Origin of the sequence: Streptomyces sp. NPDC059564 (assembly GCF_042735575.1) — a bacterium.
In the GTDB taxonomy this organism is placed as follows: domain Bacteria; phylum Actinomycetota; class Actinomycetes; order Streptomycetales; family Streptomycetaceae; genus Streptomyces.
Genome location: NZ_JBHWBP010000105.1, coordinates 1 through 22,354, shown reverse-complemented (window position 1 = coordinate 22,354; position 22,354 = coordinate 1). Strand labels below are relative to the sequence as shown.

General features: G+C 72.3%; 22 protein-coding genes and 2 pseudogenes. 13 read left to right on the top strand and 11 right to left on the bottom strand.

The genetic code is table 11. From position 1 onward, the window contains the following. Positions 1–210 (top strand): annotated as a pseudogene (locus ACFV0Q_RS19555) (hypothetical protein); the annotation flags it as partial. Between the two features lie 44 nt (positions 211–254). Then, positions 255–1,031 (top strand): hypothetical protein, encoded by a 777-nt coding sequence (locus ACFV0Q_RS19550; protein WP_385006937.1) that lies wholly within the window; start codon positions 255–257, stop codon positions 1,029–1,031. Positions 1,032–1,059: 28 nt separating this feature from the next. Here the strand turns inward: ACFV0Q_RS19550 and ACFV0Q_RS19545 are convergent, their stop codons facing one another. The 3 genes from ACFV0Q_RS19545 to ACFV0Q_RS19535 all read right to left on the bottom strand — a co-directional run bounded on the left by ACFV0Q_RS19545 (position 1,060) and on the right by ACFV0Q_RS19535 (position 3,531). Beyond that, the gene (locus tag ACFV0Q_RS19545; protein WP_385006935.1) at positions 1,060–2,244 is read right to left on the bottom strand and encodes an MAB_1171c family putative transporter; all 1,185 of its coding nucleotides are present in this window, start codon (positions 2,242–2,244) and stop codon (positions 1,060–1,062) included. After that, the gene (locus tag ACFV0Q_RS19540; protein ID WP_266572957.1) at positions 2,241–2,798 is read right to left on the bottom strand and encodes a toxin-antitoxin system, toxin component; all 558 of its coding nucleotides are present in this window, start codon (positions 2,796–2,798) and stop codon (positions 2,241–2,243) included. Before ACFV0Q_RS19540 ends, ACFV0Q_RS19545 begins: the two co-directional genes overlap by 4 nt. 64 nt (positions 2,799–2,862) lie before the next feature. After that, the gene (locus ACFV0Q_RS19535) at positions 2,863–3,531 is read right to left on the bottom strand and encodes a helix-turn-helix transcriptional regulator (protein ID WP_266572956.1); all 669 of its coding nucleotides are present in this window, start codon (positions 3,529–3,531) and stop codon (positions 2,863–2,865) included. A gap of 217 nt (positions 3,532–3,748) precedes the next feature. On the opposite strand from ACFV0Q_RS19535, the gene ACFV0Q_RS19530 reads away from it, so the two are divergent. The 4 genes from ACFV0Q_RS19530 to ACFV0Q_RS19515 all read left to right on the top strand — a co-directional run bounded on the left by ACFV0Q_RS19530 (position 3,749) and on the right by ACFV0Q_RS19515 (position 9,230). Then, positions 3,749–4,738, top strand: coding sequence for a helix-turn-helix domain-containing protein (locus tag ACFV0Q_RS19530; RefSeq protein ID WP_385006933.1), 990 nt, complete (start codon positions 3,749–3,751; stop codon positions 4,736–4,738). Between the two features lie 185 nt (positions 4,739–4,923). After that, complete coding sequence (locus ACFV0Q_RS19525) at positions 4,924–6,279, top strand: 6-phospho-beta-glucosidase (protein WP_385006931.1); 1,356 nt, start codon at positions 4,924–4,926, stop codon at positions 6,277–6,279. Between the two features lie 235 nt (positions 6,280–6,514). Then, positions 6,515–8,497 (top strand): MDR family MFS transporter, encoded by a 1,983-nt coding sequence (locus ACFV0Q_RS19520; protein ID WP_385006939.1) that lies wholly within the window; start codon positions 6,515–6,517, stop codon positions 8,495–8,497. Between the two features lie 79 nt (positions 8,498–8,576). Next, entirely contained in the window at positions 8,577–9,230 is a 654-nt protein-coding gene (locus ACFV0Q_RS19515; RefSeq protein WP_385006929.1) for a GPP34 family phosphoprotein, read from the top strand. A 108-nt stretch (positions 9,231–9,338) separates the two neighbouring features. Here the strand turns inward: ACFV0Q_RS19515 and ACFV0Q_RS19510 are convergent, their stop codons facing one another. Both ACFV0Q_RS19510 and tnpA read right to left on the bottom strand, forming a co-directional pair. Further along, the gene (locus ACFV0Q_RS19510) at positions 9,339–9,872 is read right to left on the bottom strand and encodes an NUDIX hydrolase (RefSeq protein WP_385006927.1); all 534 of its coding nucleotides are present in this window, start codon (positions 9,870–9,872) and stop codon (positions 9,339–9,341) included. Positions 9,873–9,983: 111 nt separating this feature from the next. Next, positions 9,984–10,412: an IS200/IS605 family transposase gene (gene tnpA, locus ACFV0Q_RS19505; protein ID WP_385006925.1), complete on the bottom strand. Its 429-nt coding sequence runs from the start codon at positions 10,410–10,412 to the stop codon at positions 9,984–9,986. Positions 10,413–10,460: 48 nt separating this feature from the next. On the opposite strand from tnpA, the gene ACFV0Q_RS19500 reads away from it, so the two are divergent. Both ACFV0Q_RS19500 and ACFV0Q_RS19495 read left to right on the top strand, forming a co-directional pair. Then, the gene (locus ACFV0Q_RS19500) at positions 10,461–11,675 is read left to right on the top strand and encodes an RNA-guided endonuclease InsQ/TnpB family protein (protein ID WP_385006923.1); all 1,215 of its coding nucleotides are present in this window, start codon (positions 10,461–10,463) and stop codon (positions 11,673–11,675) included. A gap of 207 nt (positions 11,676–11,882) precedes the next feature. After that, positions 11,883–13,301, top strand: coding sequence for an NAD(P)/FAD-dependent oxidoreductase (locus ACFV0Q_RS19495; RefSeq protein WP_385006921.1), 1,419 nt, complete (start codon positions 11,883–11,885; stop codon positions 13,299–13,301). Between the two features lie 12 nt (positions 13,302–13,313). Here ACFV0Q_RS19495 and ACFV0Q_RS19490 read toward each other — a convergent pair whose 3' ends face one another. After that, positions 13,314–14,381 (bottom strand): ATP-dependent DNA ligase, encoded by a 1,068-nt coding sequence (locus ACFV0Q_RS19490; RefSeq protein ID WP_385006919.1) that lies wholly within the window; start codon positions 14,379–14,381, stop codon positions 13,314–13,316. Between the two features lie 75 nt (positions 14,382–14,456). On the opposite strand from ACFV0Q_RS19490, the gene ligD reads away from it, so the two are divergent. The 3 genes from ligD to ACFV0Q_RS19475 are packed head-to-tail and all read left to right on the top strand — an operon-like array spanning position 14,457 to position 16,306. Beyond that, on the top strand, positions 14,457–15,476 hold the full coding sequence (gene ligD / locus ACFV0Q_RS19485; protein ID WP_385006917.1) for a non-homologous end-joining DNA ligase: 1,020 nt from the start codon (positions 14,457–14,459) through the stop codon (positions 15,474–15,476). A 49-nt stretch (positions 15,477–15,525) separates the two neighbouring features. Then, positions 15,526–16,017 carry an HAD domain-containing protein gene (locus tag ACFV0Q_RS19480; protein ID WP_385006915.1) on the top strand — a complete coding sequence of 164 codons (492 nt, stop codon included), beginning with the start codon at positions 15,526–15,528 and terminating at the stop codon, positions 16,015–16,017. A gap of 46 nt (positions 16,018–16,063) precedes the next feature. Further along, on the top strand, positions 16,064–16,306 hold the full coding sequence (locus ACFV0Q_RS19475; protein ID WP_385006913.1) for a WhiB family transcriptional regulator: 243 nt from the start codon (positions 16,064–16,066) through the stop codon (positions 16,304–16,306). A gap of 71 nt (positions 16,307–16,377) precedes the next feature. Here the strand turns inward: ACFV0Q_RS19475 and ACFV0Q_RS19470 are convergent, their stop codons facing one another. From ACFV0Q_RS19470 to ACFV0Q_RS19460, 3 genes are all read right to left on the bottom strand, one after another. Further along, positions 16,378–17,349 (bottom strand): acyl-ACP desaturase, encoded by a 972-nt coding sequence (locus ACFV0Q_RS19470; RefSeq protein ID WP_385006911.1) that lies wholly within the window; start codon positions 17,347–17,349, stop codon positions 16,378–16,380. A 286-nt stretch (positions 17,350–17,635) separates the two neighbouring features. Next, a complete protein-coding gene (locus ACFV0Q_RS19465; protein ID WP_385006909.1) occupies positions 17,636–19,276 on the bottom strand; it encodes an ABC-F family ATP-binding cassette domain-containing protein in 1,641 nt (546 codons plus the stop codon). Between the two features lie 251 nt (positions 19,277–19,527). Continuing rightward, entirely contained in the window at positions 19,528–19,944 is a 417-nt protein-coding gene (locus ACFV0Q_RS19460) for an SsgA family sporulation/cell division regulator (protein ID WP_385006907.1), read from the bottom strand. 306 nt (positions 19,945–20,250) lie between these two features. Between ACFV0Q_RS19460 and ACFV0Q_RS19455 the strand changes: the two genes are divergently transcribed. Continuing rightward, the gene (locus ACFV0Q_RS19455) at positions 20,251–21,363 is read left to right on the top strand and encodes a WD40/YVTN/BNR-like repeat-containing protein (protein ID WP_385006905.1); all 1,113 of its coding nucleotides are present in this window, start codon (positions 20,251–20,253) and stop codon (positions 21,361–21,363) included. Here ACFV0Q_RS19455 and ACFV0Q_RS19450 read toward each other — a convergent pair. Both ACFV0Q_RS19450 and ACFV0Q_RS19445 read right to left on the bottom strand, forming a co-directional pair. Beyond that, positions 21,344–21,823 (bottom strand): GNAT family N-acetyltransferase, encoded by a 480-nt coding sequence (locus ACFV0Q_RS19450; protein WP_385006902.1) that lies wholly within the window; start codon positions 21,821–21,823, stop codon positions 21,344–21,346. The two genes, ACFV0Q_RS19455 and ACFV0Q_RS19450, sit on opposite strands and share 20 nt — an antisense overlap. 79 nt (positions 21,824–21,902) lie before the next feature. After that, positions 21,903–22,202, bottom strand: a complete 300-nt coding sequence (locus ACFV0Q_RS19445) for a YciI family protein (RefSeq protein WP_385006900.1) — start codon at positions 22,200–22,202, stop codon at positions 21,903–21,905. Positions 22,203–22,227: 25 nt separating this feature from the next. Between ACFV0Q_RS19445 and ACFV0Q_RS19440 the strand changes: the two are divergent. After that, a pseudogene (locus ACFV0Q_RS19440) lies at positions 22,228–22,354 on the top strand (endonuclease V); the annotation flags it as partial.

Here is a 22,354-nt window from a genome sequence, read left to right as displayed (position 1 = left end):
GAGCCGGCCGCGGCCGCCGCTCCCGCTCCGCCCGCGGTCAGGGCCGCCGCCGCGCGGGCGAGCGCCTTCCACGTGCGCCCGTACCGTTCCGCGGCCCTGGAGCGGCGCGGCCCGAACGGCCTGAGCACCATGATGCTCATGGTGGTCGTCACCACCCCGGCCGTGCTCGCCGCCGCCGCGCTGCGCCCCCGCTCCAAGAGCCGCGGCTGACGCACCCATGAACCACCCACGCACCCACGAACGGGAGATTTCTCGTGTCCGAATGGCTGGTCCTGGCCATCGCCATGGCGCTCGTCTGCGCCGTCGTCCTCACCATCACCGCGATCCGGCACCGCCGGGTCGCGGCCGACGAGGACACCAGCGAAACCCCTGACGTCATCGAGTACATGACGATGATGGTCGGGGTGGTCTACGCGATCGTCCTGGGCCTGGCCATCGCCGGAGTCTGGGAGGCGCGCGGCGCGGCCGAGGACAGCGTGCGCCGCGAGGCCCAGTCCCTGTACGAGGTCACCCAGCGCGCCGACGTCTACCCGGCGCCCGTGCGCGACCGGATCCGCGGCGAGGTGGACGCGTACGTCTCCCACACCGTCAGCGTGGACTGGCCGCGGCTGGTCTCCGGGCAGGGTGCCTCCGACGAGGGCGCGCAGCTGCTCGGCAAGCTGCGCGGCGACGTCACCCACCAGAGCCCCGCCAATGAACTCCAGGCGCAGGCCTACCAGCCGCTGCTCGACCACATCGCGTCGGCCGACGACGCCCGTCACTCCCGCACGCAGAGCGACGAGTCCACCCTGCCGAGCGTGGTCTGGTTCGGGCTGGTGGTGGGCGGGCTCGTCACCATCGGGCTGATCTTCACCCTGCAGATCCGGCGCTCGGGGCGCGAGCTGCTGCTGGCCGGTCTGTTCAGCGCGCTGATCGTGTTCCTGCTGTTCATGGTCTGGAGCTTCGACGCCCCGTTCGGGCGGGACGGGACCGACTCCGCCGGGCCCTTCCAGGACCTGTTCCCGGCCGTCATCGTGACGGCCTCGCGCTGAAGCAGCCCCGCGCGCGGTCCTGGCCGGGTCAGCTCCCCGCCAGGGCCGCCGCCCGCCGCCGGGCCGCGGCCACCACCGGGGAGTGCCGCAGGGCGTCGGAGATCCGGACGAGGTCGCGCGGCCCGTCGGCCGTCACCAGGACCTGCTCCGCGTCCGTGTCACCGTCCACCGTCCCCTCGGGGTCGGCGGCGCTCGTCCGTACGGCGGCCGCCACCATCGCCGCGTCCGCGACGGCGCGGGCGGTCTCCTCGTCCGCGCCGGCCGCACGGGCCCGCTCGTACGCGCGGTCGCGGTGGCGGCGGTCGAAGCGGGGGCCGAGCCGCAGGAAACCGTCGTGGATGTCGGACTCCCGCTGGATCACCCGGATCTCGGCCGGGGACCACCAGGACATCCGCACGCAGGGGGTGCCGCCGGGGGCCGTGCTGCGCACCTCGTGCCACAGCGCGCCCAGGCGCCGGTACGTCGTCCAGGTCTGCCAGCTGTCCGACACCCGCTGGCACACCAGCGGCAGCACGAAGCCCACGGCGCTGACCAGCGCGGCGGCGGAGGCCAGCGGCGGGGCGACGTAGGTGCTCAGGGCGTCCAGGTCGTGGCCGAGCCAGCGCGCGGCGACCGCGGACATCTTCGTGGCGTCGTAGGTGAGGCTGATGGAGTACCCCGACACGATGATCACCAGCCCGGCCCGCAGCCAGCCGCGGACCTGGACCGACCAGCGCCAGCACATGGCGACCATCGTCACGGCGGCCACGTTGTGCGCCAGCAGGTAGGAGACGATCATCAGGCGGACGTACGGGGTGTTCGCGTAGTACGTGTCGAAGTCGCGCAGCCGCTCGACGGGCGTCTCGCCCAGGACGAAGAAGACCACGATCGCCGCGATGACGACGGAGTAGCCGGCGATCCAGCGCTGTGCGGTGCGCCGGATCTCCGGCGCCGGGCCGCCGCGCCAGTTGAACATCAGGATCAGGCACGAGGCGCTGAAGGCCGTCATCAGGCAGTACACCAGCGGGGCCGAGAAGTTGGGGATCCCCGTCCAGCGGTTGACGGCTTCGATGGTGGGCGGGGCGGCGAAGGTGAACACCGCCGTGGCCAGGACCAGCAGGACACAGACCGACCGCAGGAGCGGATCGCGCCAGTGGGTGCGCAGGTCCGGCAGTTTGAAGACGAGGGAGACCGCCATCGCCACTGCCGGAATGTAGTAGTCCTGTCCGTTCAACGGTCGTTCCTGTGCCCCCGGTAGCCGAGGGAGGTCTCGATGCGGCCCGCCAGCTCGTCGCGCTGGGCCGGGGCCCGCAGGCCGGAGGACCCGGCGAGCCAGGTGCGGCACCGGCTGCCCAGCAGCAGGCCGAAGGTCTCGGCCTCCGTCTCCTCCTGGACGTCGGCACGCGTGCGCGCCGCGACGCTGCGGACCGTTTCGCCGAGGTCGGCGCCGTCGGCCAGCAGGCGCGCGGCGACGGCGGCGCCGTCGACGTGGTGGCTGCAGTGGCCCGCCTTCATGTGCCACAGCTCGTGGCCCAGGATCACCAGCTGGTGGTCGGGTGCCGTGCGTTCCTCGATGACCACCAGATCGCGGTCCGCCATGTCGAGCCACAGCCCGCTGGCCGTCCCCTGCGGGAAGGCGGCCATCCGGAACTCCACCGGGCGCCCGCGGTGTCTGCTCATGCCCTCGCAGAGGGCGGCGTAGAGGTCCAGGGGCTCGACGGGGGCGGGCAGCTTGATGCCGGCCACCAGTTCCCCGCACAACCGCCGCTGCGCTCTGCCTATGCTCACCGTTCTCCCCGTCGGCGCGGATCCGGATCAGGACTCAAGGATCAGATCCAGACTTTCGACTGGGTCATGATTCGTTCGGTTTGACACTTTCCAGAAGCATGTCCAGCCATTCGGTCACCTTGTCCCGGTGCTTGTCGCTGGGCAGTTGGGCGGCGCGCCAGGCGATGCCCCGCACACCGTGGTTCTGCAGGAGTCTCGCCAGCGGATCACCCGCCGAAGCCGCCTCCGCCGTCACGGTCTGCCGTTCGCGCGCCGCGAAGTCCTGGAGCAGCTGCTGCTCGGTCCGCTGGAGCGCGTCGGTGAGGGCGTCGGCGTCGTGGGCGGTGAGGAAGCCCGCGTGCACGCCGAAGAAGCGCTGGATGGCGTCACAGTGCTCCATGGTGGGGCGGCGGTCGCCGTTGATCAGGGCGCCCGCCTGCTGCCGGGACATGCCCGCGCCGTCCGCGATCTCCTGCTGGGTGTAGCGGCGGCCGTTGGGCTTCACGCGCGTCCGCCGGAGCAGGTCGAGGCGCTGGAGGAAACGCGCCTGGAGATCGGGCTCGCCGGCGGGGCGGCCGTCGAGCAGGGTCTTGATCACGTCCGTGGGGACCCCGGATGCTTCGGAGAGCCTGCGCAGGTCGAATACCTGGTTCCGGGTGCGGCCCAATTTGTTCGCGAGTTCGGCGACCCGCGTGACGGTCGCTGCCAGGGGCGCGTTGGCCACCGCGACGGGAGCCGGGAAGCCGTCTGTCACCAGTGGTTCTCCTAGATCGCGCGAGGTCAGTGGGCACGTGGTCGGCCTCAGGGAATCTATCCGGTCTGCCACGGGAGAGCTAGAACTTGCCACAGCTGTGGCGGGAATGAGCTGTCGCGAGGCTGGAATTGCCACAATAGTTGACACTCGAATGAAGTCGGTAGCAGGATCGCCACACGGAAATGAAGATCCAGACCGTGAGGAGGGGGAGCTCTCGGTGCCACATCTCGCAGCGGTGGGCCCGTCTGATGGCCTCGTCCGAGCCGGTGAGGAACGCCTGGCGGGCGAGGAGTCCGTCCGTGGCGCAGTGCGGTCGGAGCGGCGCAAGGAGATTTTGCGCCAGCGCCGCGAGGAACTGGGCCTGAGCCAGGAAGACCTCGCGTCACGGCTGCGCATCAGCGTACGTGCGTACGGAAACTGGGAGCGCGGGCTCGTCAAGGAGTGGACGGACCGCAAACTCCTCGCCCTGGCCGAGGCCTTGGAGATGAGCGAGCGGCAGTGCTTCTGGCTGTTCCGGGTCATGGTCGACCGGGACCCGCCGCCCACCTGGCGCGCGGCCGAGGAGAACCGGCTGCCCCAGGATCCGGCCCAGCGCGACTACCTGTGCGACTACGCCGCCCTCATGGAGGCCGTTCCCTACCCGAGCTTCCTGGTGGACCACCGCTGGGACGTCGCCCTCACCAATTCGGCCTTCGACCGGCTCTTCCAGTCGGTCCGGCCGCATCCGACGGCCCTGCCGGACGACAACTTCCTGCGCTTCGTGCTGTTCCACCCGGACGCCGCGGCCGTGCTGGAGGACCACGAACCGGCCTGGTGCGTACCGCTGCTGGCCCAGTTCGCGAGCGCGCTCTCCGCGGCCCCGGAGGACGAGGGTCTGCGGAGCATCCGCCAGGAGGTGGCCCGTGACCCGTTCATGGAGGCCGCCTACCGGTACGGGGTCCCGCACTGGCTGAGCACCCACGGGGAAGGCGCCGCCGAGCGGGACGGCGCCGTCCGGACGGTCCGTCACCCCGACCCCGGATGGGGCGTGGTGCGGTGCCGGATGGTGGCGGAATCAAGCCGAATGCTGGACGGCATGGGGCTCACCCGGATCACCCTGGTGCTCTCCGCCCCGCAGGGCCTGCCGTCGGGTCCCGTGCGCGGTGGCGGCGGGTTCCCGCAGCAGCAGGGGGCGCGGCTGAGGGCCGTGCCGTCGCTCGGGCACTGACCGGGCGGGGGACACTGGGCCCCTGAAGCGTGTGCCGAGGCGCACACGTGCCACGATCCGTGTCATCCCGTGGATGTCACCGATCGTGGCACCGGATGCGGTGCCGGGGTGGTGCCGGGGTTCCCCCGGTGCGGCCCCGTCCGTGGTCCGTGGCAACGGTCGTGACGGCGAAGGGCGGCAGGGGCGTGCGGTTGACCATCCTCGGCGGGGGCGGATTCCGCGTCCCGCTCGTCTACGGAGCACTCCTCGGGGACCGCGCCGAGGGGCGGGTGACCCACGTGACGCTCTACGACGAGGACCCCGGCCGGCTCACCGCCATGGCCCGGGTGCTGGCCGGCCAGGCCGCGGCCTCCGGAGCGGCGGACGCCCCGGCCGTCACCGCCACCGGGGACCTGGACGAGGCCCTGCGCGGGGCCGACTTCGTCTTCTCCGCCATCCGCGTCGGGGGGCTGGAGGGGCGCGCCGCCGACGAGCGGATCGCCCTGGCCGAGGGAGTGCTGGGCCAGGAGACGGTCGGCGCGGGCGGGATCGCCTACGGCCTGCGGACCGTTCCCGTGGTGCGGGAGATCGCCCGCAGGATCGCCCGTACGGCCCCCGACGCCTGGGTCATCAACTTCACCAACCCGGCCGGGGTGGTCACCGAGGCGATGGCCGAGGTGCTCGGCGACCGGGTCATCGGGATCTGCGACTCGCCGGTCGGGCTCGGCCGCCGGATCGCCCGGCTGCTCGGCGCCCGGCCTCAGGACGCCTGGATCGACTACGTCGGCCTCAACCACCTCGGCTGGGTGCGCGGCCTGCGCGTCGGCGGGCGGGACGAGCTGCCCCGGCTGCTGGCCGACGACGGGGCGCTGGAGTCCTTCGAGGAGGGCCGCCTCTTCGGCGCCGAGTGGCTGCGCTCGCTCGGCGCGATCCCCAACGAGTACCTGCACTACTACTACTTCAACCGGGACACCGTCCGCGCCTACCAGGAGGCGAAGCAGACGCGCGGCGCCTTCCTGCGCGACCAGCAGCGCGCCTTCTACACCGAGGCCGGCCGGGCGGGCGGGCCCGCCGGGGAGGCGCTGGCCGCCTGGGACCGGACGCGGGCCGAGCGCGAGGCCACGTACATGTCCGAGAACCGCGAGGTGGCCGGTGCCGGGGCGCGCGAGGACAGCGACCTGGAGTCCGGCGGGTACGAGAAGGTCGCGCTCGCGCTGATGCGGGCCATCGCCCGGGACGAGCGGGCCACCTTGATCCTCAACGTCCGCAACCGCGGCACGCTGTCGGTGCTCGACGCGGAGGCGGTGATCGAGGTGCCCTGCCTGGTCGACGCGAACGGGCCCCACCCGGTGTCCGTGGCGCCGCTGCCGCTGCACGCGGTGGGGCTGGTGACCTCGGTGAAGGCGGTCGAGCGGGAGGTCCTGGCGGCCGCCGCGAGCGGGGCCCGGGCCGACGCGGTGAAGGCCTTCGCGCTGCATCCGCTGGTGGACTCGGTGGGCGTGGCGCGGCGGCTGCTGGAGGGGTACACGGCGGAGCACCCGGGTCTGGCGTACCTGCGCTGACTCACGCGGCCGGGCCGGCGGGGCTCGCGGCCGGGCCGGCGGGGCTCGCGTCAGGGCCGGCGGGCCCGTGCGGCCGCTTCGGCGGGCCCGCGCCCCGTTTCACCCGTACGGCGGCTTGCGGCATGCGGGGGGAGGGGCGTGCTGTGACAGTGCGAGAGTGACCACTGCCCCCGCCCCAGCCGCGGCGCCCCCCGTGCTCGACCGGCGGCGGCGCAACGTCATCTTCGGCACGATCATGCTGGGCGTGCTGCTGGCCGCACTCGACCAGACGATCGTGGGCACCGCCCTGCCCACCATCGTGGCGGACCTGGGCGGGGCGGCCCACATGTCGTGGGTGGTGACCTCGTACCTGCTCGCGGAGACCGTCGCGACCGTGCTGGTGGGCAAGTTCGGCGACCTCTTCGGCCGGAAGGTCATCTTCCAGATCTCCGCGGTCGTCTTCATCACCGGCTCCTTCCTGTGCGGCCTCTCCGGCAACATGACCATGCTCATCCTGTGGCGGGGCCTGCAGGGCATCGGCGCCGGCGGCCTGATGGTCACCTCGATGGCGCTGATCGCGGACGTGGTGCCGCTGCGCGAACGCGGCAAGTACCAGGGCGCGATCGGAGCGGTCTTCGGCGTCGCCACGGTGATCGGCCCGCTGCTCGGCGGTCTCTTCACCGACCACCTGAGCTGGCGCTGGGCCTTCTACGTCAACGTCCCGATCGCGATCCTGGTGGTCATCGCGGCCGCCAGGACGATCCCCTCGGTACGGGCCGCCGGGCGGCCGGTCATCGACTACCTGGGCATCGCCCTCGTCGCGATCGGCGCCAGCGCGCTGATCCTGGCCACGAGCTGGGGCGGGAACGAGTACGCCTGGGACTCCGGCGTGATCATCGGCCTGTTCGTGTGCGGGGCGCTGGCCCTGGCCCTGTTCTGCCTGGTGGAGACGCGGGCCGCCGAACCGATGCTGCCGATGCGGCTGTTCCGCAACCCCGTCTTCTCGGTGTGCTCGGTGCTCAGCTTCATCGTCGGCTTCGCCATGCTCGGCGCGATGACCTTCCTGCCGACCTACCTCCAGTACGTGGACGGGGATTCGGCCACCGTCTCGGGCGTACGGACCCTGCCGCTGGTCATCGGCCTGCTCATCGCGTCCGTCTTCAGCGGCAACGTCACCAGCCAGACGGGGCGCTACCGCATCTTCCCGATCGTGGGCAGCGCGGTCATGGCCGTCGGCCTGTACCTGCTGTCGCGGATGGGGCCGCAGACCGGCGCCTGGCTGGAATCGCTGTACATGTTCGTACTGGGTGCCGGCATCGGCCTGTGCATGCAGGTGCTCACCATCGCCGTGCAGAACACCGTCGACTACCACGACCTCGGCACGGCCACCTCCGGCGTCACCTTCTTCCGTACGCTCGGCAGCGCCTTCGGGGCCGCGGTCTTCGGGACGATCTACGCCAACAGCCTGGAGCCCGCGCTGAAGGCGGGCGTGGCGGAGGCCGCCCGGATCACCGGGGCCGATCCGGCGGAGCTGGGCGCGGCCGCGCAGAGCCCGCAGGGGGTGCACGGGCTCGAACCGGCGGCCGCGGGCCCGGTCATCGCGGCGTACACCGAGGCCCTGCAGACGGTGTTCCTGTGGACGGTGCCGGTGGCACTGGTGGGCTTCGTCGTCGCGCTCTTCCTCAAGGAGGTCCACCTGCGCGACAGCGCCCGGGCCGCGTCCACGGACATGGGCGACGGCTTCGGCTCGCCGGCCACGGCCTCGGGGGATTCGGCCAAACTGCTGGAGCTGGCGGTCGGCAAGATCGTGCGCGGCATGGGGCGGGCCACGGCGCGCGGGATCGTGGACGCTTCCGACACGCGGCTGGACATCGCGGGAGCCTGGGCCGTCATGCAGGTGGACCTGCTGACGCGGACGGTGGGCCACGCCAGCCTCGGTCTGATCTCGTCGCGGCGCTCGGTGCCGCCCGAGGTGCTGCTGCCGGTGTTCGACCGGATGACGGAGGAGGGCTATCTGACCCGGCAGAACGGGTTCTTCGCGCTCACGTCGGCGGGGGAGCGGGAGGCGGGGGTGATCTCGGGGGCGTGGGCGCAGTGGCTCGGCGACCAGCTGGAGAAGGACCGGGGGAGGCCGCGCAGCGCCGAGCTGAGGGCGGCGTCGGACGCGATCGCGAAGCGGCTGCTGGCGGAGGACCTGGGCGAGGGCAACTTCGCGCCACGGCTGGTGCCGAGGGGGTAGCGGCGGGGAACTTCCCTCGGGTTTCGGGCGTCTTACCTGGTGAGGGCGTTGCATACGGGCTAGGTGGGGGGTACCGCTCATGGCGATCACGCTGGCGGAGGAAGTCGTGCTGCTGTCCCTGGACGAGGAGTCGGGGGTGGCGAGGCAGCGGATGGCGGCGGGCTGGGCCGTCGCGGGCGGCATACTCCTCGAACTCGTGATGGCGGAGCGGGTGTCGGTGACCGGGCGGTACCTGGAAGTGCGCGGTACCGCGCCCACGGGGGAGCGGCTGCTCGACGGCAGGATCCCGCTGATCGAAGCCTGGCTGCGGGGCCGCAGCAAGCGGCGGGTGACGGACTGGCTGGCGAAGGACCAGGCCAAGGCGGTCGGGGCCGCGCTGGAGAGCCTGTGCGAGCGGGGCATCGTCGGGGCGGAGGTGCGCAAGGTGCTCGGGGTGTTCCCGCAGCGCCGCTACCCCGAGGCCGACGGGAGCGTGGAGCGGGAACTGCGGGAGCGGCTGCGGGCCGTGGTCCTGGAGGGCGCCGAGCCCGACGGGCGCACGGCCGGCCTCATCGCCCTGCTGCATTCGGCCAAGCTGCACCGGCTCGCCTTCCCGGACCGGCCGGCCAGGCTGGTGGCCCCGCGGATGGGGGAGATAGCCGCCGGGCAGTGGGCGGGCGAGGGCGTCCGCGCGGCCATCCGTGACATGCAGGCCGCGATGGCCGCCATCACGGCGGTCACGGCCGCCGCGTGAGGATCTGAGGGCGGCGGCCCGAGCGCCGGGAGGCCGGGGCGTCCTGCAGGGGTGCTCGGCGGGGCCGCCGGCGGTCGGAGTGCTGGGGCGCCCGGGCGCCGGGGTGGTCTACGGGGTGCTCGGCAGGGCCGCGGGAGCCGTCGGGGCCGGGCCGGTCGGGTAGTCGTACGAGGGCACGTGCGGCAGCATCGGGAGGTCCGGGCGCCAGGTGCGGAGCACGGCGGCCGAGGGCGGGTACAGGGCGGAGGGGACCTCGGCCGGGGCGAACCACCGCCAACGGGCGATCTTGTGCGGCTCGGTGACGGTGGGGCTGCCCTCGGCTGACCGGGTGACGGCGGCCGCCGTCAGGCGGGTCAGGCCGGAGGCCGCGTCGATCTGCACCGCGAGGATCTCGATGCCCTCGGGCGCGGCCCGCAGGTCCGTTTCCTCGGCGAGCTCGCGCGCGGCCGCCTGCTCGAAGCCCTCCCCGGGGTCGACCTTGCCGCCGGGCAGTTCCCACCGGCCGTCGTGCGCCTGGCCGAGCAGGACGCGGCCGTCGTCGCCGAGCACGATCAGCCCGACGCCGACGACGGCGTTGGGCCGCGGGACGGCGCGTACGGCCTGCGCCTCGGCGCGGGCACGGTCCTGGTCTTCGGTAGCCATGGCTCCATCCGTGATCTCGTGTGGGTATCCCCGACTTCAGCCGGGCAGGGAAACGTGTCCTTGGCGCGGAGGCGCGAAACTCCGTAGGTCTCTGCGCCTCCGTGGTGACGGTCAGTTAGGCCGCTTCTGGCCCTCAATGTACTGGCGGATCACTGTCAGTGGTGCGCCGCCGCAGGACCCTGCGAAGTAGGAGCGGGACCAGAACACGGAGCCCATCCCGATCCGGTTGATCCTGCCGGTGTACTCCGACCGCAGGTATCGGGAGCTGACGCCTTTGAGGGAGTTGATCAGCTTCGACAGGGCGACCTTCGGAGGGTAGTGCACGAGCAGATGCACGTGGTCAGCCTCGCCGTTGAACTCGCGTAGCTCCACCTCGAAGTTGCCGCACACCTCCCGCATGATCTCCTCGCACCGCTTGAGCATGTCGTCATCGAAAACATCCCGCCGGTATTTTGTGACGAACACCAAATGTGCGTGAAGGTTGCAGGTGACGTGACGCCCCATGCGGATATCGGGGATTGGTTCCCAGCGTGGTGACATACTCCAAGCGTAGTATGGTCAAGCGAGCTTGCCCGGGAGGGGGCCGTCGTGATCCGTGCATACAAGTTCCTTATGCGGCCCACCGCCGGCCAGCAGATTGTGCTGGGCGAGATGCTGCGTGATCACTGCTCTCTCTACAACGGGGCGTTGCAGGAACGGCGTGACGCCTACCGGCACGCCTCGAAGACGAGCATCAGGTACGGGATGCAGTCGGCGCAGCTCAAGGAGATCCGGGGCTTCGACCTGGAGCGGCAGGGCCGCTGGTCGTTCTCCAGCCAGCAGGCCACCTTGCGCCGGTTGGACAAAGCGTTCGCCGCGTTCTTCCGCCGGGTTAAATCCGGCGACACCCCCGGTTATCCCCGGTTCCGGGGGGTGAACTGGTTTGACACCGTGGAGTTCCCGAAGGACGGCGATGGCTGCCGCTGGAATTCCACCCCGCACGACCCGCAGACGCGGGTCCGTCTCCAAGGCGTCGGGCACATCAAGGTCAACCGGCACCGCCCGGTGATCGGCAGGGTCAAGACCATCAGCGTCAAACGTGAGGGCCGGAAGTGGTTCGTCGTGCTGACTGCCGAGCAGGCCCTGCCCGAACCCCTGCCGCCGACCGGCAGCGTGGTCGGCATCGACCTGGGTATCGCCTCATTCCTCACCGATTCCAACGGCGTGCACGCCCCCAACCCGCGCCATGCCCGCAAGGCTGCAGCGAAGCTCGAAGCCGCACAGCAGGCACTGGCCCGATTCCCGCGAGTGCGCCGCGACAAGCGGACCGCCAACCACCGGCGGGCCGTCGAGAAGGTCGCAGCCCTGCACGGGAAAGTCCGTCGTCAGCGACTCGACCACGCGCACAAGACCGCGCTCGGTCTGGTCCGTGAGCACGATGTCATCGCGCACGAAGACCTTAAGATCCGCAACATGAGCAAGGCTTCCGCGCCTAAGCCCGACCCTGTAACGCCAGGCGGCTTCCTGCCCAACGGGGCCGCTGCCAAGGCCGGTCTCAACCGCTCGATCATGGATGCCGGTTGGGGGGTGTTCCTCACGATCCTCACCGCCAAGGCTGAAAGCGCCGGACGGGAAGTGATCGCCGTGGACCCCCGCAACACCTCCCGAACCTGCCCCGAATGCGGGCACACCGCGAAGGAGAACCGGCCCACACAGGAACAGTTCCACTGCGTTGGCTGCGGCCACCAAGCCCACGCCGACGTCGTCGGAGCACTCAACGTTCTACGGGCCGGGCTGGTCCGTCGCAACGCCAACCCGGCATAGCGAGAAGCCCCTTCCTTTAGGAGGGGGAGGAGTCACTTGCCGGTCCGCCTCGACGGTTTGTCAAACCTCGGCGGGTGCGCGGCGCGTGGGGCGGCACCGCGGCCGGAGGGCGAGACTCGGACAGGTGTGCGGGTTTCGGTCAGGGTCCGTCCGTGCAGGCTCTGGGCGGTCTGATCGTCGTACGGCCTGTCGGCTCGGGGGGACGCAATGACACACGTACTGGTCATCGGCGGAGGGGTCGCGGGGCTCGCGGCCGCCCTGCTCGCCGCCCGGCGGGGGCACACCACCGAGCTGTTCGAGCGGGACACCCGGGCGCCCGGCACCGCCCTGGACCGGGACTTCTTCGGCTGGCGCCGCCCCTCCGTACCCCAGGCGGCCCAGCCGCACGCCCTGCTCGGCGCCGCCCGCAAGGTACTGGCCACCGAGCTGCCCGACGTACACGCCGAGATGCTCCGGCTCGGCGCCCGCGAACGGCACGAGCTGGACTGGTTCGACGTACGGCCGCCCGCCCGGCCCGGCGACGAGGACCTGGTCATGCTCCAGGCCCGCCGCATCGTGCTGGAGAGCGCGCTGGCCACCGCCCTGCGCGCCGAGCCGGGCGCGGTGGTGCACTACGGGGAGCCGGTCTGCGGACTGACCGCCGTCTCGGGGCAGCGGGTGGGGGCGGGGGCCGGGGACGATCCCGGGATACGCGTCACCGGGGTGACCACGCACAGCGGCGCGTACGAGGGCGACCTCGTCGTGGACGCGGGCGGCCGGCGGGGCGGCGCCGAGCGCTGGCTGGCGGCGGCCGGCTGCCGCCCGGGCACCGTGGAGCGGCACCGTACCGGCCTGGCCTACTTCTGCCGCTGGTACCGGCTGCCCGCCGGGGTGCAGGACGGGCCGCGCCGGCCGTGGACGGTGACCGGCGGCGGCTTCGCGGGCTGCGCGGTCTTCCCCGCCGACAACGGGATCTTCGCCGTGACCCTGTTCGTGCACACCGAGGACCCCACCCGCTCGGCGCTGCGCGAACCGGTCGTCTTCGAGGCCGCCGCCCGGGCCTTCCCGCCCGGCGCGGCCTGGCTGGAACTGGGGGCCGTACCGCTGTCCGGCGTACTGGCCACCGCGAGCCTGGACAACCGGTGGAGCGCCCTGGCGGACGAGCGGGGGCCGGTGGTCAGCGGGCTGGTCCCGATCGGGGACGCCCTCACGCACACGAACCCGACCCTGGGGCAGGGGACCTCGCTCGCGCTGTGGGCCGCCCACCGGGTGGCCCGGACCGCGCACCAGGACCCCGGCACCGCGGATTTCGCCGCCGGGTACCAGGACTGGGCCGTGCGTACGCTCAAGCCCTGGTTCGACTTCCAGGTCGTCGCCGACGCGGCCATCGGGGAGCGCTTCGCCACCCGGGCCGGGCGGACGGGGACGGCCCGTGAGGCGGCCGCGCTGTTCGAGTGCGCGCTGGAGGACCCGGAGGTGATGCGGGCCCGGGCCAGGGTCCGCCACCTCGTGGAGCAGCCCGCGCGGGCCTACGCGCACCCCCTGATCCGGGCCCGCGTGAAGCGCTGGCTCGCGGTCCGGCCGGACTTCGAGCCGAACGCGGTGGGTCCGGACCGGGCCGAGTGGGAGAAGCTGACGGCGGGCTGAGGCCCTCGCCCGTCAGCCGGCCGTCCCGAGGACCTCGGCGAGGTCGTAGCCGACGACCTCCTCCAGCTGGTCGTACGTACAGCTGGCCGGCTCGCGGTCCGGCCGCCAGCGGGAGAACTGCGCGGTGTGCCGGAACCGGTCGCCCTCCATGTGGTCGTACTTCACCTCGCAGACCCGCTCCGGGCGCAGTGGCACCCAGGACAGGTCCTTCTTGCCCGTCCACCGGCTCTGCGCCCCCGGCAGCCGGGCGGTCTCGTGGGCGGACTCCTCGGCCCAGGCCGCCCAGGGGTGGCCCGCGGGGTCGGGCATGCGCAGCGGCTCCAGCTCCTCGATCAGCTCGGCGCGGCGCTTCATCGGGAAGGCGGCGCAGACCCCCACGTGCTGGAGCGCGCCGTGGCCGTCGTACAGGCCCAGGAGCAGCGATCCGACAATCGGACCGCTCTTGTGGAAACGGAAACCCGCGAGGACGACGTCCGCCGTACGCTCGTGCTTGATCTTGAACATCAGGCGCGCGTCGGGCCGGTAGGGGAGGTCGAGGGGTTTCGCGACGACCCCGTCGAGCCCGGCGCCTTCGAACCGCTCGAACCACTGCCGCGCGAGCGCGGGGTCGGTGGTGGCGGGCGCGAGGTGCACGGGGGGCAGAGCGGTGGAAAGGGCGTTGGCCAGGGCGGTACGGCGGTCGCTGAGCGGGGTGTCCAGCAGCGGCTCGTCGCCGAGGGCGAGCAGGTCGAAGGCGACGAAGCTGGCCGGGGTGGTCTCGGCGAGCAGTTTCACGCGGGACGCGGCGGGGTGGATCCGCTCCGTGAGCCGGTCGAAGTCGAGCCGCCCGCCCTGCACGATCACGATCTCCCCGTCCACCACGCAGCGGGGCGGCAGGTTCTCCTTCAGGGCCGCCACGAGCTCCGGGAAGTACCGGGTCAGCGTCTTGCCGGTGCGGCTGCCGATCTCCAGCTCGTCGCCGTCGCGGTGCACGATGGCGCGGAAGCCGTCCCACTTCGCCTCGTACTGCATGCCGGGCGGGATCTTCGCGACGGACTTGGCGAGCATCGGTTTCACGGGGGGCATCACCGGCAGATCCATGTCACCGATTCTGCGGTGGTACGTCCGGACCCGCCCGGTGTGCGCACCCGGCCGAGCCCGCCTACCGTGGCGCACATGGGTGCTGCGGGTGCTGCGATCGAGCTCGAAGCCGGTGGGCGGACGGTACGGCTGTCCAGCCCGGACAAGGTGTACTTCCCCGAGCGCGGCCTCACCAAGAGGGACGTCGCCGAGTACTACCTCGCCGTCGCGGACGGGATCACCCGCGCGCTGCGCGACCGGCCCACCACCCTGGAGCGGTACCCGGACGGGGTGGAGGGCGAGTCCTTCTTCCAGAAGCGGGCCCCGAAGAACCTCCCCGACTGGATTCCGACCGCCCACATCGCCTTCCCCAGCGGTCGCACGGCCGACGAGATCTGCCCGACCGAGCCCGCCGCCGTCCTGTGGGCCGCCAATCTGGGCTGTCTCACCTTCCACCCCTGGCCGGTGCGCCGCGAGGACACCGACCGGCCCGACGAGCTGCGCATCGACCTCGACCCGCAGCCGGGCACCGACTACCACGACGCGGTGGCGGCCGCCCACGAACTGCGGGCACTGCTGGAGGAGCTGGGCCTGCGCGGCTGGCCCAAGACCTCGGGCGGGCGCGGGCTGCACGTCTTCGTGCCGATCGCCCCGCGCTGGACCTTCACCGAGGTCAGGCGGTGCGCGATCACGCTGGGGCGGGAGCTGGAGCGGCGGATGCCCGGCAAGGTCACCACCGCCTGGTGGAAGGAGGAGCGGGGCGAGCGCATCTTCGTCGACTACAACCAGACCGCGCGCGACCGGACCATCGCCTCGGCGTACTCCGTCCGCCCGCGCCCGCACGCCCCGGTCTCGGCGCCGCTGCGCTGGGAGGAGGTGGACGACGCGGAGCCGCGCGACTTCGACATCGTGACCATGCCGGCGCGCTTCGCGGAGGTGGGGGACCTGCATGCCGACATGGACGAGCACGCCTTCGTCCTGGACGCCGTGCTGGAACTCGCGGCCAGGGACGAGCACGACCACGGCCTGGGGGACATGCCGTACCCGCCGGACTACCCGAAGATGCCGGGCGAGCCCAAGCGCGTACAGCCGAGCCGCGCCAAGCACGAGGACTGACCCCCACCGCCCCTACGAACCACGGGCGGTCCCTGGCTAGGCTCGGTCCATGACGTCCTCCTGGCCGCGCCCCCTGCTCTTCCTCGACGTCGACGGCCCCCTGATCCCCTTCGGAGGCACGGACTACCCCGTCGCGTCCGCCGAGGGCCATCCCCTGCTGGCCAGGCTCGACCCGTCGCACGGCCCCCGGCTGCTGGCGCTGCCGTGCGACCTGGTATGGGCCACGACCTGGGGGGACGAGGCCAACGAGGTCATCGCGCCGCGGATCGGGCTGCCGCGGCTGCCGGTGGCCGACTGGCCGGAGCCCTCCGAGGACGAGGGGCGGGGCGGCCTGCACTGGAAGACCCGCCCCCTCCTCGCCCGGGCCGCCGGCCGGCCCTTCGCCTGGGTCGACGACGAGATCACCCCCGCCGACCGGGCCTGGGCGGCCACCCACCACCCGGCGCCCGTCCTGCTGCACCGCGTCGAGCCCCGCACCGGGCTCACGCCGGACGACTTCGCCGTCCTCGCCCGTTGGCTGGGTGCTGTGGTGGTGTGTTGATGACCTGTTGATCGGACGTCCATCGGGCCGCAGCAGGATCGGCGGCATGTCGATGAACACCACTGCCACCACAGCCCCCGCCTGGTACGACCTCGCCCTGTGCGCCCAGACGGGCCCGTCGTTCTTCTTCCCGGAGCCGGGGTCCTCGCTCCGGGACGCGAAGCGGCTGTGCGGGGCGTGCGAGGGGCGGGTGGCGTGCCTGGAGTACGCCCTGGCCAACGACGAGCGGTTCGGGGTCTGGGGCGGCCTCTCGGAGACGGAGCGCCAGGCCCTGCGCCCCCGCGGCTGAGCAGGGCCGGGACGCGGTGAAGCCCTGGCGGGAGAGTCCGCCAGGGCTTCACTGCGTACGGTCGGTCGGCGTCAGCCCTTGCGGGCGGCCAGGCGCGCGGCGCGGGCGGCGAGGCGCTCGTCGAACTTGCGGGCCTCGGAGTCCAGGCCGTTCATGAAGAGCCCGAGCTCCTCCTGGGCCTTCTGGCCCTCGGGGCCCAGCCCGTCGATGTCCATGATCTTGAGGAAGCGGATCACGGGGCTCAGCACGTCGTCGTGGTGGATCCGCAGGTTGTAGACCCCGCCGATCGCCATCTGCGCGGCCATCCGCTCGAAGCCGGGCATGCCGTGTCCGGGCATCCGGAAGTTGACGACCACGTCGCGCACGGCCGACATCGTCAGGTCCGGGGCGAGCTCGAAGGCCGCGCCCAGCAGGTTGCGGTAGAAGACCATGTGCAGGTTCTCGTCCTGCGCGATGCGCGCCAGCATCCGGTCGCAGACCGGGTCACCGGACTGGTGGCCGGTGTTGCGGTGCGAGATGCGGGTCGCGAGCTCCTGGAAGGCGACGTACGCCACGGAGTGCAGCATCGAGTGGCTGTTGTCGGACTCGAAGCCCTCGGACATGTGCTGCATCCGGAACGCTTCCAGCTTGTCCGGGTCCACGGCGCGCGAGGCCAGCAGGTAGTCGCGCATCACGATGCCGTGCCGGCCCTCTTCCGCGGTCCAGCGGTGCACCCAGGTGCCCCACGCGCCGTTGCGGCCGAAAAGGCTCGCGATCTCGTGGTGGTAGCTGGGGAGGTTGTCCTCGGTCAGCAGGTTGACGACCAGCGCGATCTTGCCGATGTCGGTGACCTTGGACTGCTGCGGGTCCCAGGCTTCGCCGTCCTCGAAGAAGCCCGGGAAGTTCCGGCCGTCGCTCCACGGGACGTACTCGTGGGGCATCCAGTCCTTGGTGACCTTCAGATGGCGGTTGAGTTCCTTCTCGACCACCTCTTCCAGCGCGAACAGCAGCTTGGCGTCGGTCCACGCCTCCGAGCTGCCGAGGTGGGGAGAGGTGATCGTCACGGGTGCTCCTGGGGACAAAGCGAATTACCTACGGTTCCGTAGCCTACGGAGTCGTAGGTTAAGCGCGACATCAAGGCCAGCCAAGCCCCACCCCTCACTGCGTCCGGCTACGTCCCGTTATCTATGCATTTGGAGGGGGTGCCCAGGGGCTTGAGAAAGGTGAGAATCACGCCAGAAGGTGGTCCGCCGCTCCCGCCTTGACGGCCGGGACCTGGGCACGCAGCGTCAACGCTTCGGCTCCGTGTGTGAACCCGGCAGGAACCCGTCGCGCCGCCCGGCTGTCCGTTCAGCCGTGCCACAGCGACTGCCGGACCTCCTCCGCCGAGGACGGACGCAGGGTTCCGTCGAGCAGCAGCCAGCGGGTGATGCCGATCGATTCCAGGAACGGCACGTCGTGGCTCGCCACCAGCAGCGCGCCCTCGTACGCCTCCAGGGCTCCGGAGAGCTGCCGTACGCTCGCCAGGTCCAGGTTGTTCGTCGGCTCGTCCAGCATCAGCAACTGCGGAGCCGGCTCCGCCAGCAGCAGCGCCGCCAGCGTGGCCCGGAAGCGTTCGCCGCCCGAGAGGGTCCCGGCCGCCCGGTCCGCCCGGGCGCCCCGGAACAGGAAGTGCGCGAGCCGCGCCCGGATCACGTTGTTCGTGGCCTGCGGGGCGAACCGCGCCACGTTCTCCACCACCGAACGCCCGTCGTCCAGTACGTCGAGCCGCTGCGGCAGGAAGCGCGCCGGTACGTGCGCCACCGCCTCACCGGACGCGGGCGGCAGCAGCCCCGCGAGGGTCCGCAGCAGGGTGGTCTTGCCCGAGCCGTTGCCGCCGACCAGGGCGATCCGCTCCGGACCGCGGACCTCCCACTCGCCCGGCGCCGAAGCCCCGTGGGCCAGGCACAGATCGCGCAGGGTCAGGACGCGCCGGCCCGGCGGAACCAGGGTCGCGGGCAGCTCGATCCGGATCTCGGCGTCGTCGCGGACGGCCTCCGCCGCCTGGTCCAGCCGCTCGCGGGCGTCCGCCAGCTTCTCGGCGTGCATGATGCGGTGCTTGCCCGCCGATTCCTGGGCGGCGCGCTTGCGGGCACCCATGACGATCTTCGGCTCGCGCTTGGTGTCGTTCATCTTCTGGCCGTACCGCTTGCGCTTGGTCAATTTGACCTGGGCCTCGGCCAGTTCGCGCTTCTGGCGCTGCACGTCGGCCTCGGCGACCCGGACCATCCGCTCGGCCGACTCCTGCTCGGCGGCGAGCATCCGCTCGTAGTCCGTGAAGTTCCCGCCGTACCAGCGGACTTCACCGTCGCGCAGGTCGGCGATCTGGTCGACCCGGTCCAGCAGTTCCCGGTCGTGGCTGACCAGGACCATCACCCCGGACCAGGACTCGACCGCCGCGTAGAGGCGGCGCCGGGCCTTGAGGTCCAGGTTGTTGGTGGGCTCGTCGAGCAGCAGTACGTCCGGACGGGCCAGCAGCAGGGCCGCCAGCCGCAGCAGGACGCACTCGCCGCCGGACAGCTCGCCGACGGTGCGGTCGAGACCGATCCGGGCGAGTCCGAGCTGGTCGAGCGTGGCCAGGGCCCGCTCCTCCACGTCCCAGTCGTCGCCCACGGCGGTGAAGTTGGCCTCCGTGGCCTCGCCCGCCTCGATGGCGTGCAGGGCCGCGCGGGCGGTGCGGATGCCGAGTGCCTCGTCCACACGTAGGGCGGTGTCCAGGGTGGCGTTCTGCGGGAGGTGGCCGATGGTCCCGGCGATGGAGACCTGGCCCCCGGTCGGGGTCAGTTCACCCGCCGCGAGCTTCAACAGGGTCGATTTGCCGGAGCCGTTGAGTCCGATCAGGCCGGTACGGCCGGGGCCGACGGCCAGTTGGAAGCCGTCGAAGACGGGGGTTCCGTCGGGCCAGTCGAAGGAAAGGGCGGAGCAGGTGAGAAAAGCAGGGGGATGACTCATGGAGGCCTCCAGGTTGCGTGAGTGGTGAATGCAACGCGGGGAGACAGCCGGCCGATGGGTGTCACACGGGTGCGGTGGCGGTCGGTGTCTCGGACCTCAGACGAGCAATGTCCTGCTCCGTTTCGGCGGCGATGGGGCATCAACGAAACTACGGGCGGCCGGCGGGCGCCGCAAACGAATAAAGGCCGTTCCCCGCCGAGCACACCGTGCGGCGTGCTCAGTGGGGAACGGCCCGGGGCCGGGTGGGAGGGTCAGCGGGAGCCGCGCATCAGCTCGTCCAGGCTCTGGTCCATGTCGAGGTACATGTGTTCCAGCCCCGGCGGGACGACGGTGGAAGCCCGTTCCAGGAAGCGCTGGAGCTCGGCCGTCATCATCAGCACGATCGCGACGCCCTCCGGCGCGTGGAACTCGACCGTGGTCCGGTCGCCGTCGTACGGGCGCACGCGCACGTCCCCGCATCCGGCCGGGTGCCGCAGTCCGGACATCAGCAGCTCGCGGGCGAAGGTCCAGGAGACCTCGACGCCCTCCAGCGTGGCCAGGGCGGGGAAGGACATGCGGACGGCGAACGGATCCGCACGGTCGTAGCAGAGGGTGACGGGCACGGTCTCGACCTTCGGCGCGGTGGCGACCAGTCGGGCCTGCACGGCCTGCTCGATGACAGTGATCAAGGCTCACTCCCTTGCGGCGGATCTGCTGCCGGGCTCTGGGGTGGAGTCCGGCAACCGGATAGACGCCGGAATCGGCAAATCCGTGCACGGCGGATGACGTGAGCTGTGTCACCGATTGGCCTGATCTCCCCTGTGTGATCGCACAGAGTGAGGGGGAGGCGGGTGCGGGAGCGGGGCGCCCGCTCGGTTCCGCAGACCCCGGAGTGATCGCAATAAGGCTGGTAACCGCTCACTCCACAGGCCCAACGGGCCGCCCGGGGGACGCACTCTGGACGGTGAATGTGGGGTGCGTTAGCTTCCGGCGCCATGAGACTTCTGGGAGTGGGCATGTGCGCGGCGGCCCTGTTGGTGGGGCTGGTGGCAGCGCCGGCGCAGGCGGACGGCGGCGGCGCGGAGGCCGAGGCGGGCCGCGCGGGATTACGGGGCGTCGGCTGGGCGCTCAAGGCGACCGGCAAGGACTCCCGCTTCCGGGGGCTCGCGGCCGTCAGCCGCAGCACGGCCTGGGTCGCCGGTTCCAAGGGGACCGTGCTGCGCACCGGCGACGGCGGCCGCACCTGGCAGGACGTGTCGCCGCCCGGGGCCGCCGCCGAAGGGCTGGAACTGCGCGACATCGAGGCCTTCGACGCGCGCCGGGCGGTGGCCCTGTCCATCGGGGAGGGGGCGGCCTCGCGGATCCTGCGCACCGAGGACGGCGGCGCCACCTGGACCGAGGCCTTCCGCAACCCCGACCCGCGGGCCTTCTACGACTGCGTCACCTTCCTCGACGCCCGCCACGGGCTGGCGATGAGCGACCCGGTGGACGGGAAGTTCCGCATCCTGGCCACGGACGACGGCGGCCGCGCCTGGCGGGTGCTGCCCGACTCCGGGATGCCCGCGGCGCTGCCCGGCGAGGCCGGTTTCGCGGCGAGCGGGCAGTGCCTGGTGGGTTCGGGGCCGCGCGACGTCTGGCTGGCCACGGGAGGCGGCCCGGTCGCCCGGGTGCTGCATTCCGCGGACCGGGGCCTGACCTGGCGGGTCGCCGACGCCACCCTCCCGGCCGGGGACCCGGCGCGCGGGGTCTTCGCCCTGGCCTTCCGCGACCTTACGACGGGCCTCGCGGTCGGCGGCGACTACCGCGCCGACCAGGCCTCGCCCCGGGCCGCGGCCCGTTCCGCCGACTCCGGCCGCAGCTGGAGCCAGGCCGCCACCCCGCCGCCCGCCTACCGCTCGGGCGCGGCCTGGTTCCCGTACGCGCGCTCCACGGCCCTGGCGGTCGGCCCGACCGGAACGGACGTCACCACGGACGCGGGCCGCACCTGGCGGGCCCTGGACGCGGGCTCCTTCGACACCGTCGACTGCACGGCGGACGGGGGCTGCTGGGCGGCCGGGGAGAAGGGGCGGGTGGCCCGGCTGGAGCCGCTCAGGCAGCCGGGCCGATGAACAGGTCCATCCCCGGGTAGCGGGCGTCGGTGAACCCGGCGGCCCGGTACACGGGCTCCCCGTCGGCGCTGGCGTGCAGCTGGACGAGGTGGACGCCGAGGCCGCCCAGCCAGTCGGTCAGCCCGTCGACGATCCGGCGGCCGTGGCCCCGGCCGCGGGCCGCGGCGTCGGTGACGATCCCGTCGAGGTAGCCGCGGCGGCCGTCGGGCTGCCGGGGCCCGGGCAGGTGGTACGTGATCCAGGCCATGCCGGTGGCCAGCAGGGGCTCGCCGGGACCACCGCCGACCACGAGGCAGCGCACGTCGGACCGGGAGGTCAGCCGCTCGCGGAACCAGGCGTCGGCCACCTCCCGCCAGGGGGCGTCACCGGGGCCCGGATCCGTCCCGAGGGACTCCAGGGCCACGGCGCGCAGGCGTATCAGCTCGGGGATGTCCTCCGCCAGCGCGGGACGGGGCTGCACGGGCACCTCCAGGGGTGTCGGAGTGTCTGCGGCGTCTGCGCCCGCCGGGCGGCCCGGCGGGAGGGTCACGCCGGGCGGGCTACGCCGGGAGGGTCTCGCGGACCGTCGCGAGGTCCGAGGAGGTCTTCGTGGCGATGAACTCGGTGATGCGGTACTCGCAGACGCCCGCCACCGTGAAGGGGTCCTCGGCCGCGATCTTCTCGACCTCGGCGCGCGAGACGCCCGCGGCGATGATCACGCCGCCCTCGCGCGGGACCTTGCGCCCCGACGCGAGGAAGACGCCGGACGCGTAGTAGCCGTCCAGCCAGGCGATGTGGGCGTCCATCTCCTCTTCGACGGCTTCGACGGGCGCGGTGTAGGTGAGCTCCATGACGAACATGATCGCCAGGCTACCCTCGCACCCTATGACGACTGTGAAGACCCCCGCCGACGAAGCCGAGGCCCGCGCGATACAGGACGAACTCCGCGCCCGCGTCGTGCTGGACGAGCCCGGCCCCCTCCCCGGGCAGGGGCTGATCGCCGGAGTGGACG

What these genes read in the sequence shown, in the direction of transcription:
- ACFV0Q_RS19520 (WP_385006939.1), top strand. Translation starts at nt 6,515, where the DNA reads ATGCTGGGCGTGCTGCTGGCCGCACTCGACCAGACGATCGTGGGCACC.
- ACFV0Q_RS19515 (WP_385006929.1), top strand. Translation starts at nt 8,577, where the DNA reads ATGGCGATCACGCTGGCGGAGGAAGTCGTGCTGCTGTCCCTGGACGAG.
- ACFV0Q_RS19510 (WP_385006927.1), bottom strand. Translation starts at nt 9,872, where the DNA reads ATGGCTACCGAAGACCAGGACCGTGCCCGCGCCGAGGCGCAGGCCGTA.
- tnpA (WP_385006925.1), bottom strand. Translation starts at nt 10,412, where the DNA reads ATGTCACCACGCTGGGAACCAATCCCCGATATCCGCATGGGGCGTCAC.
- ACFV0Q_RS19495 (WP_385006921.1), top strand. Translation starts at nt 11,883, where the DNA reads ATGACACACGTACTGGTCATCGGCGGAGGGGTCGCGGGGCTCGCGGCC.
- ACFV0Q_RS19490 (WP_385006919.1), bottom strand. Translation starts at nt 14,381, where the DNA reads ATGGATCTGCCGGTGATGCCCCCCGTGAAACCGATGCTCGCCAAGTCC.
- ligD (WP_385006917.1), top strand. Translation starts at nt 14,457, where the DNA reads ATGGGTGCTGCGGGTGCTGCGATCGAGCTCGAAGCCGGTGGGCGGACG.
- ACFV0Q_RS19480 (WP_385006915.1), top strand. Translation starts at nt 15,526, where the DNA reads ATGACGTCCTCCTGGCCGCGCCCCCTGCTCTTCCTCGACGTCGACGGC.
- ACFV0Q_RS19475 (WP_385006913.1), top strand. Translation starts at nt 16,064, where the DNA reads ATGTCGATGAACACCACTGCCACCACAGCCCCCGCCTGGTACGACCTC.
- ACFV0Q_RS19465 (WP_385006909.1), bottom strand. Translation starts at nt 19,276, where the DNA reads ATGAGTCATCCCCCTGCTTTTCTCACCTGCTCCGCCCTTTCCTTCGAC.
- ACFV0Q_RS19455 (WP_385006905.1), top strand. Translation starts at nt 20,251, where the DNA reads ATGAGACTTCTGGGAGTGGGCATGTGCGCGGCGGCCCTGTTGGTGGGG.
- ACFV0Q_RS19445 (WP_385006900.1), bottom strand. Translation starts at nt 22,202, where the DNA reads ATGTTCGTCATGGAGCTCACCTACACCGCGCCCGTCGAAGCCGTCGAA.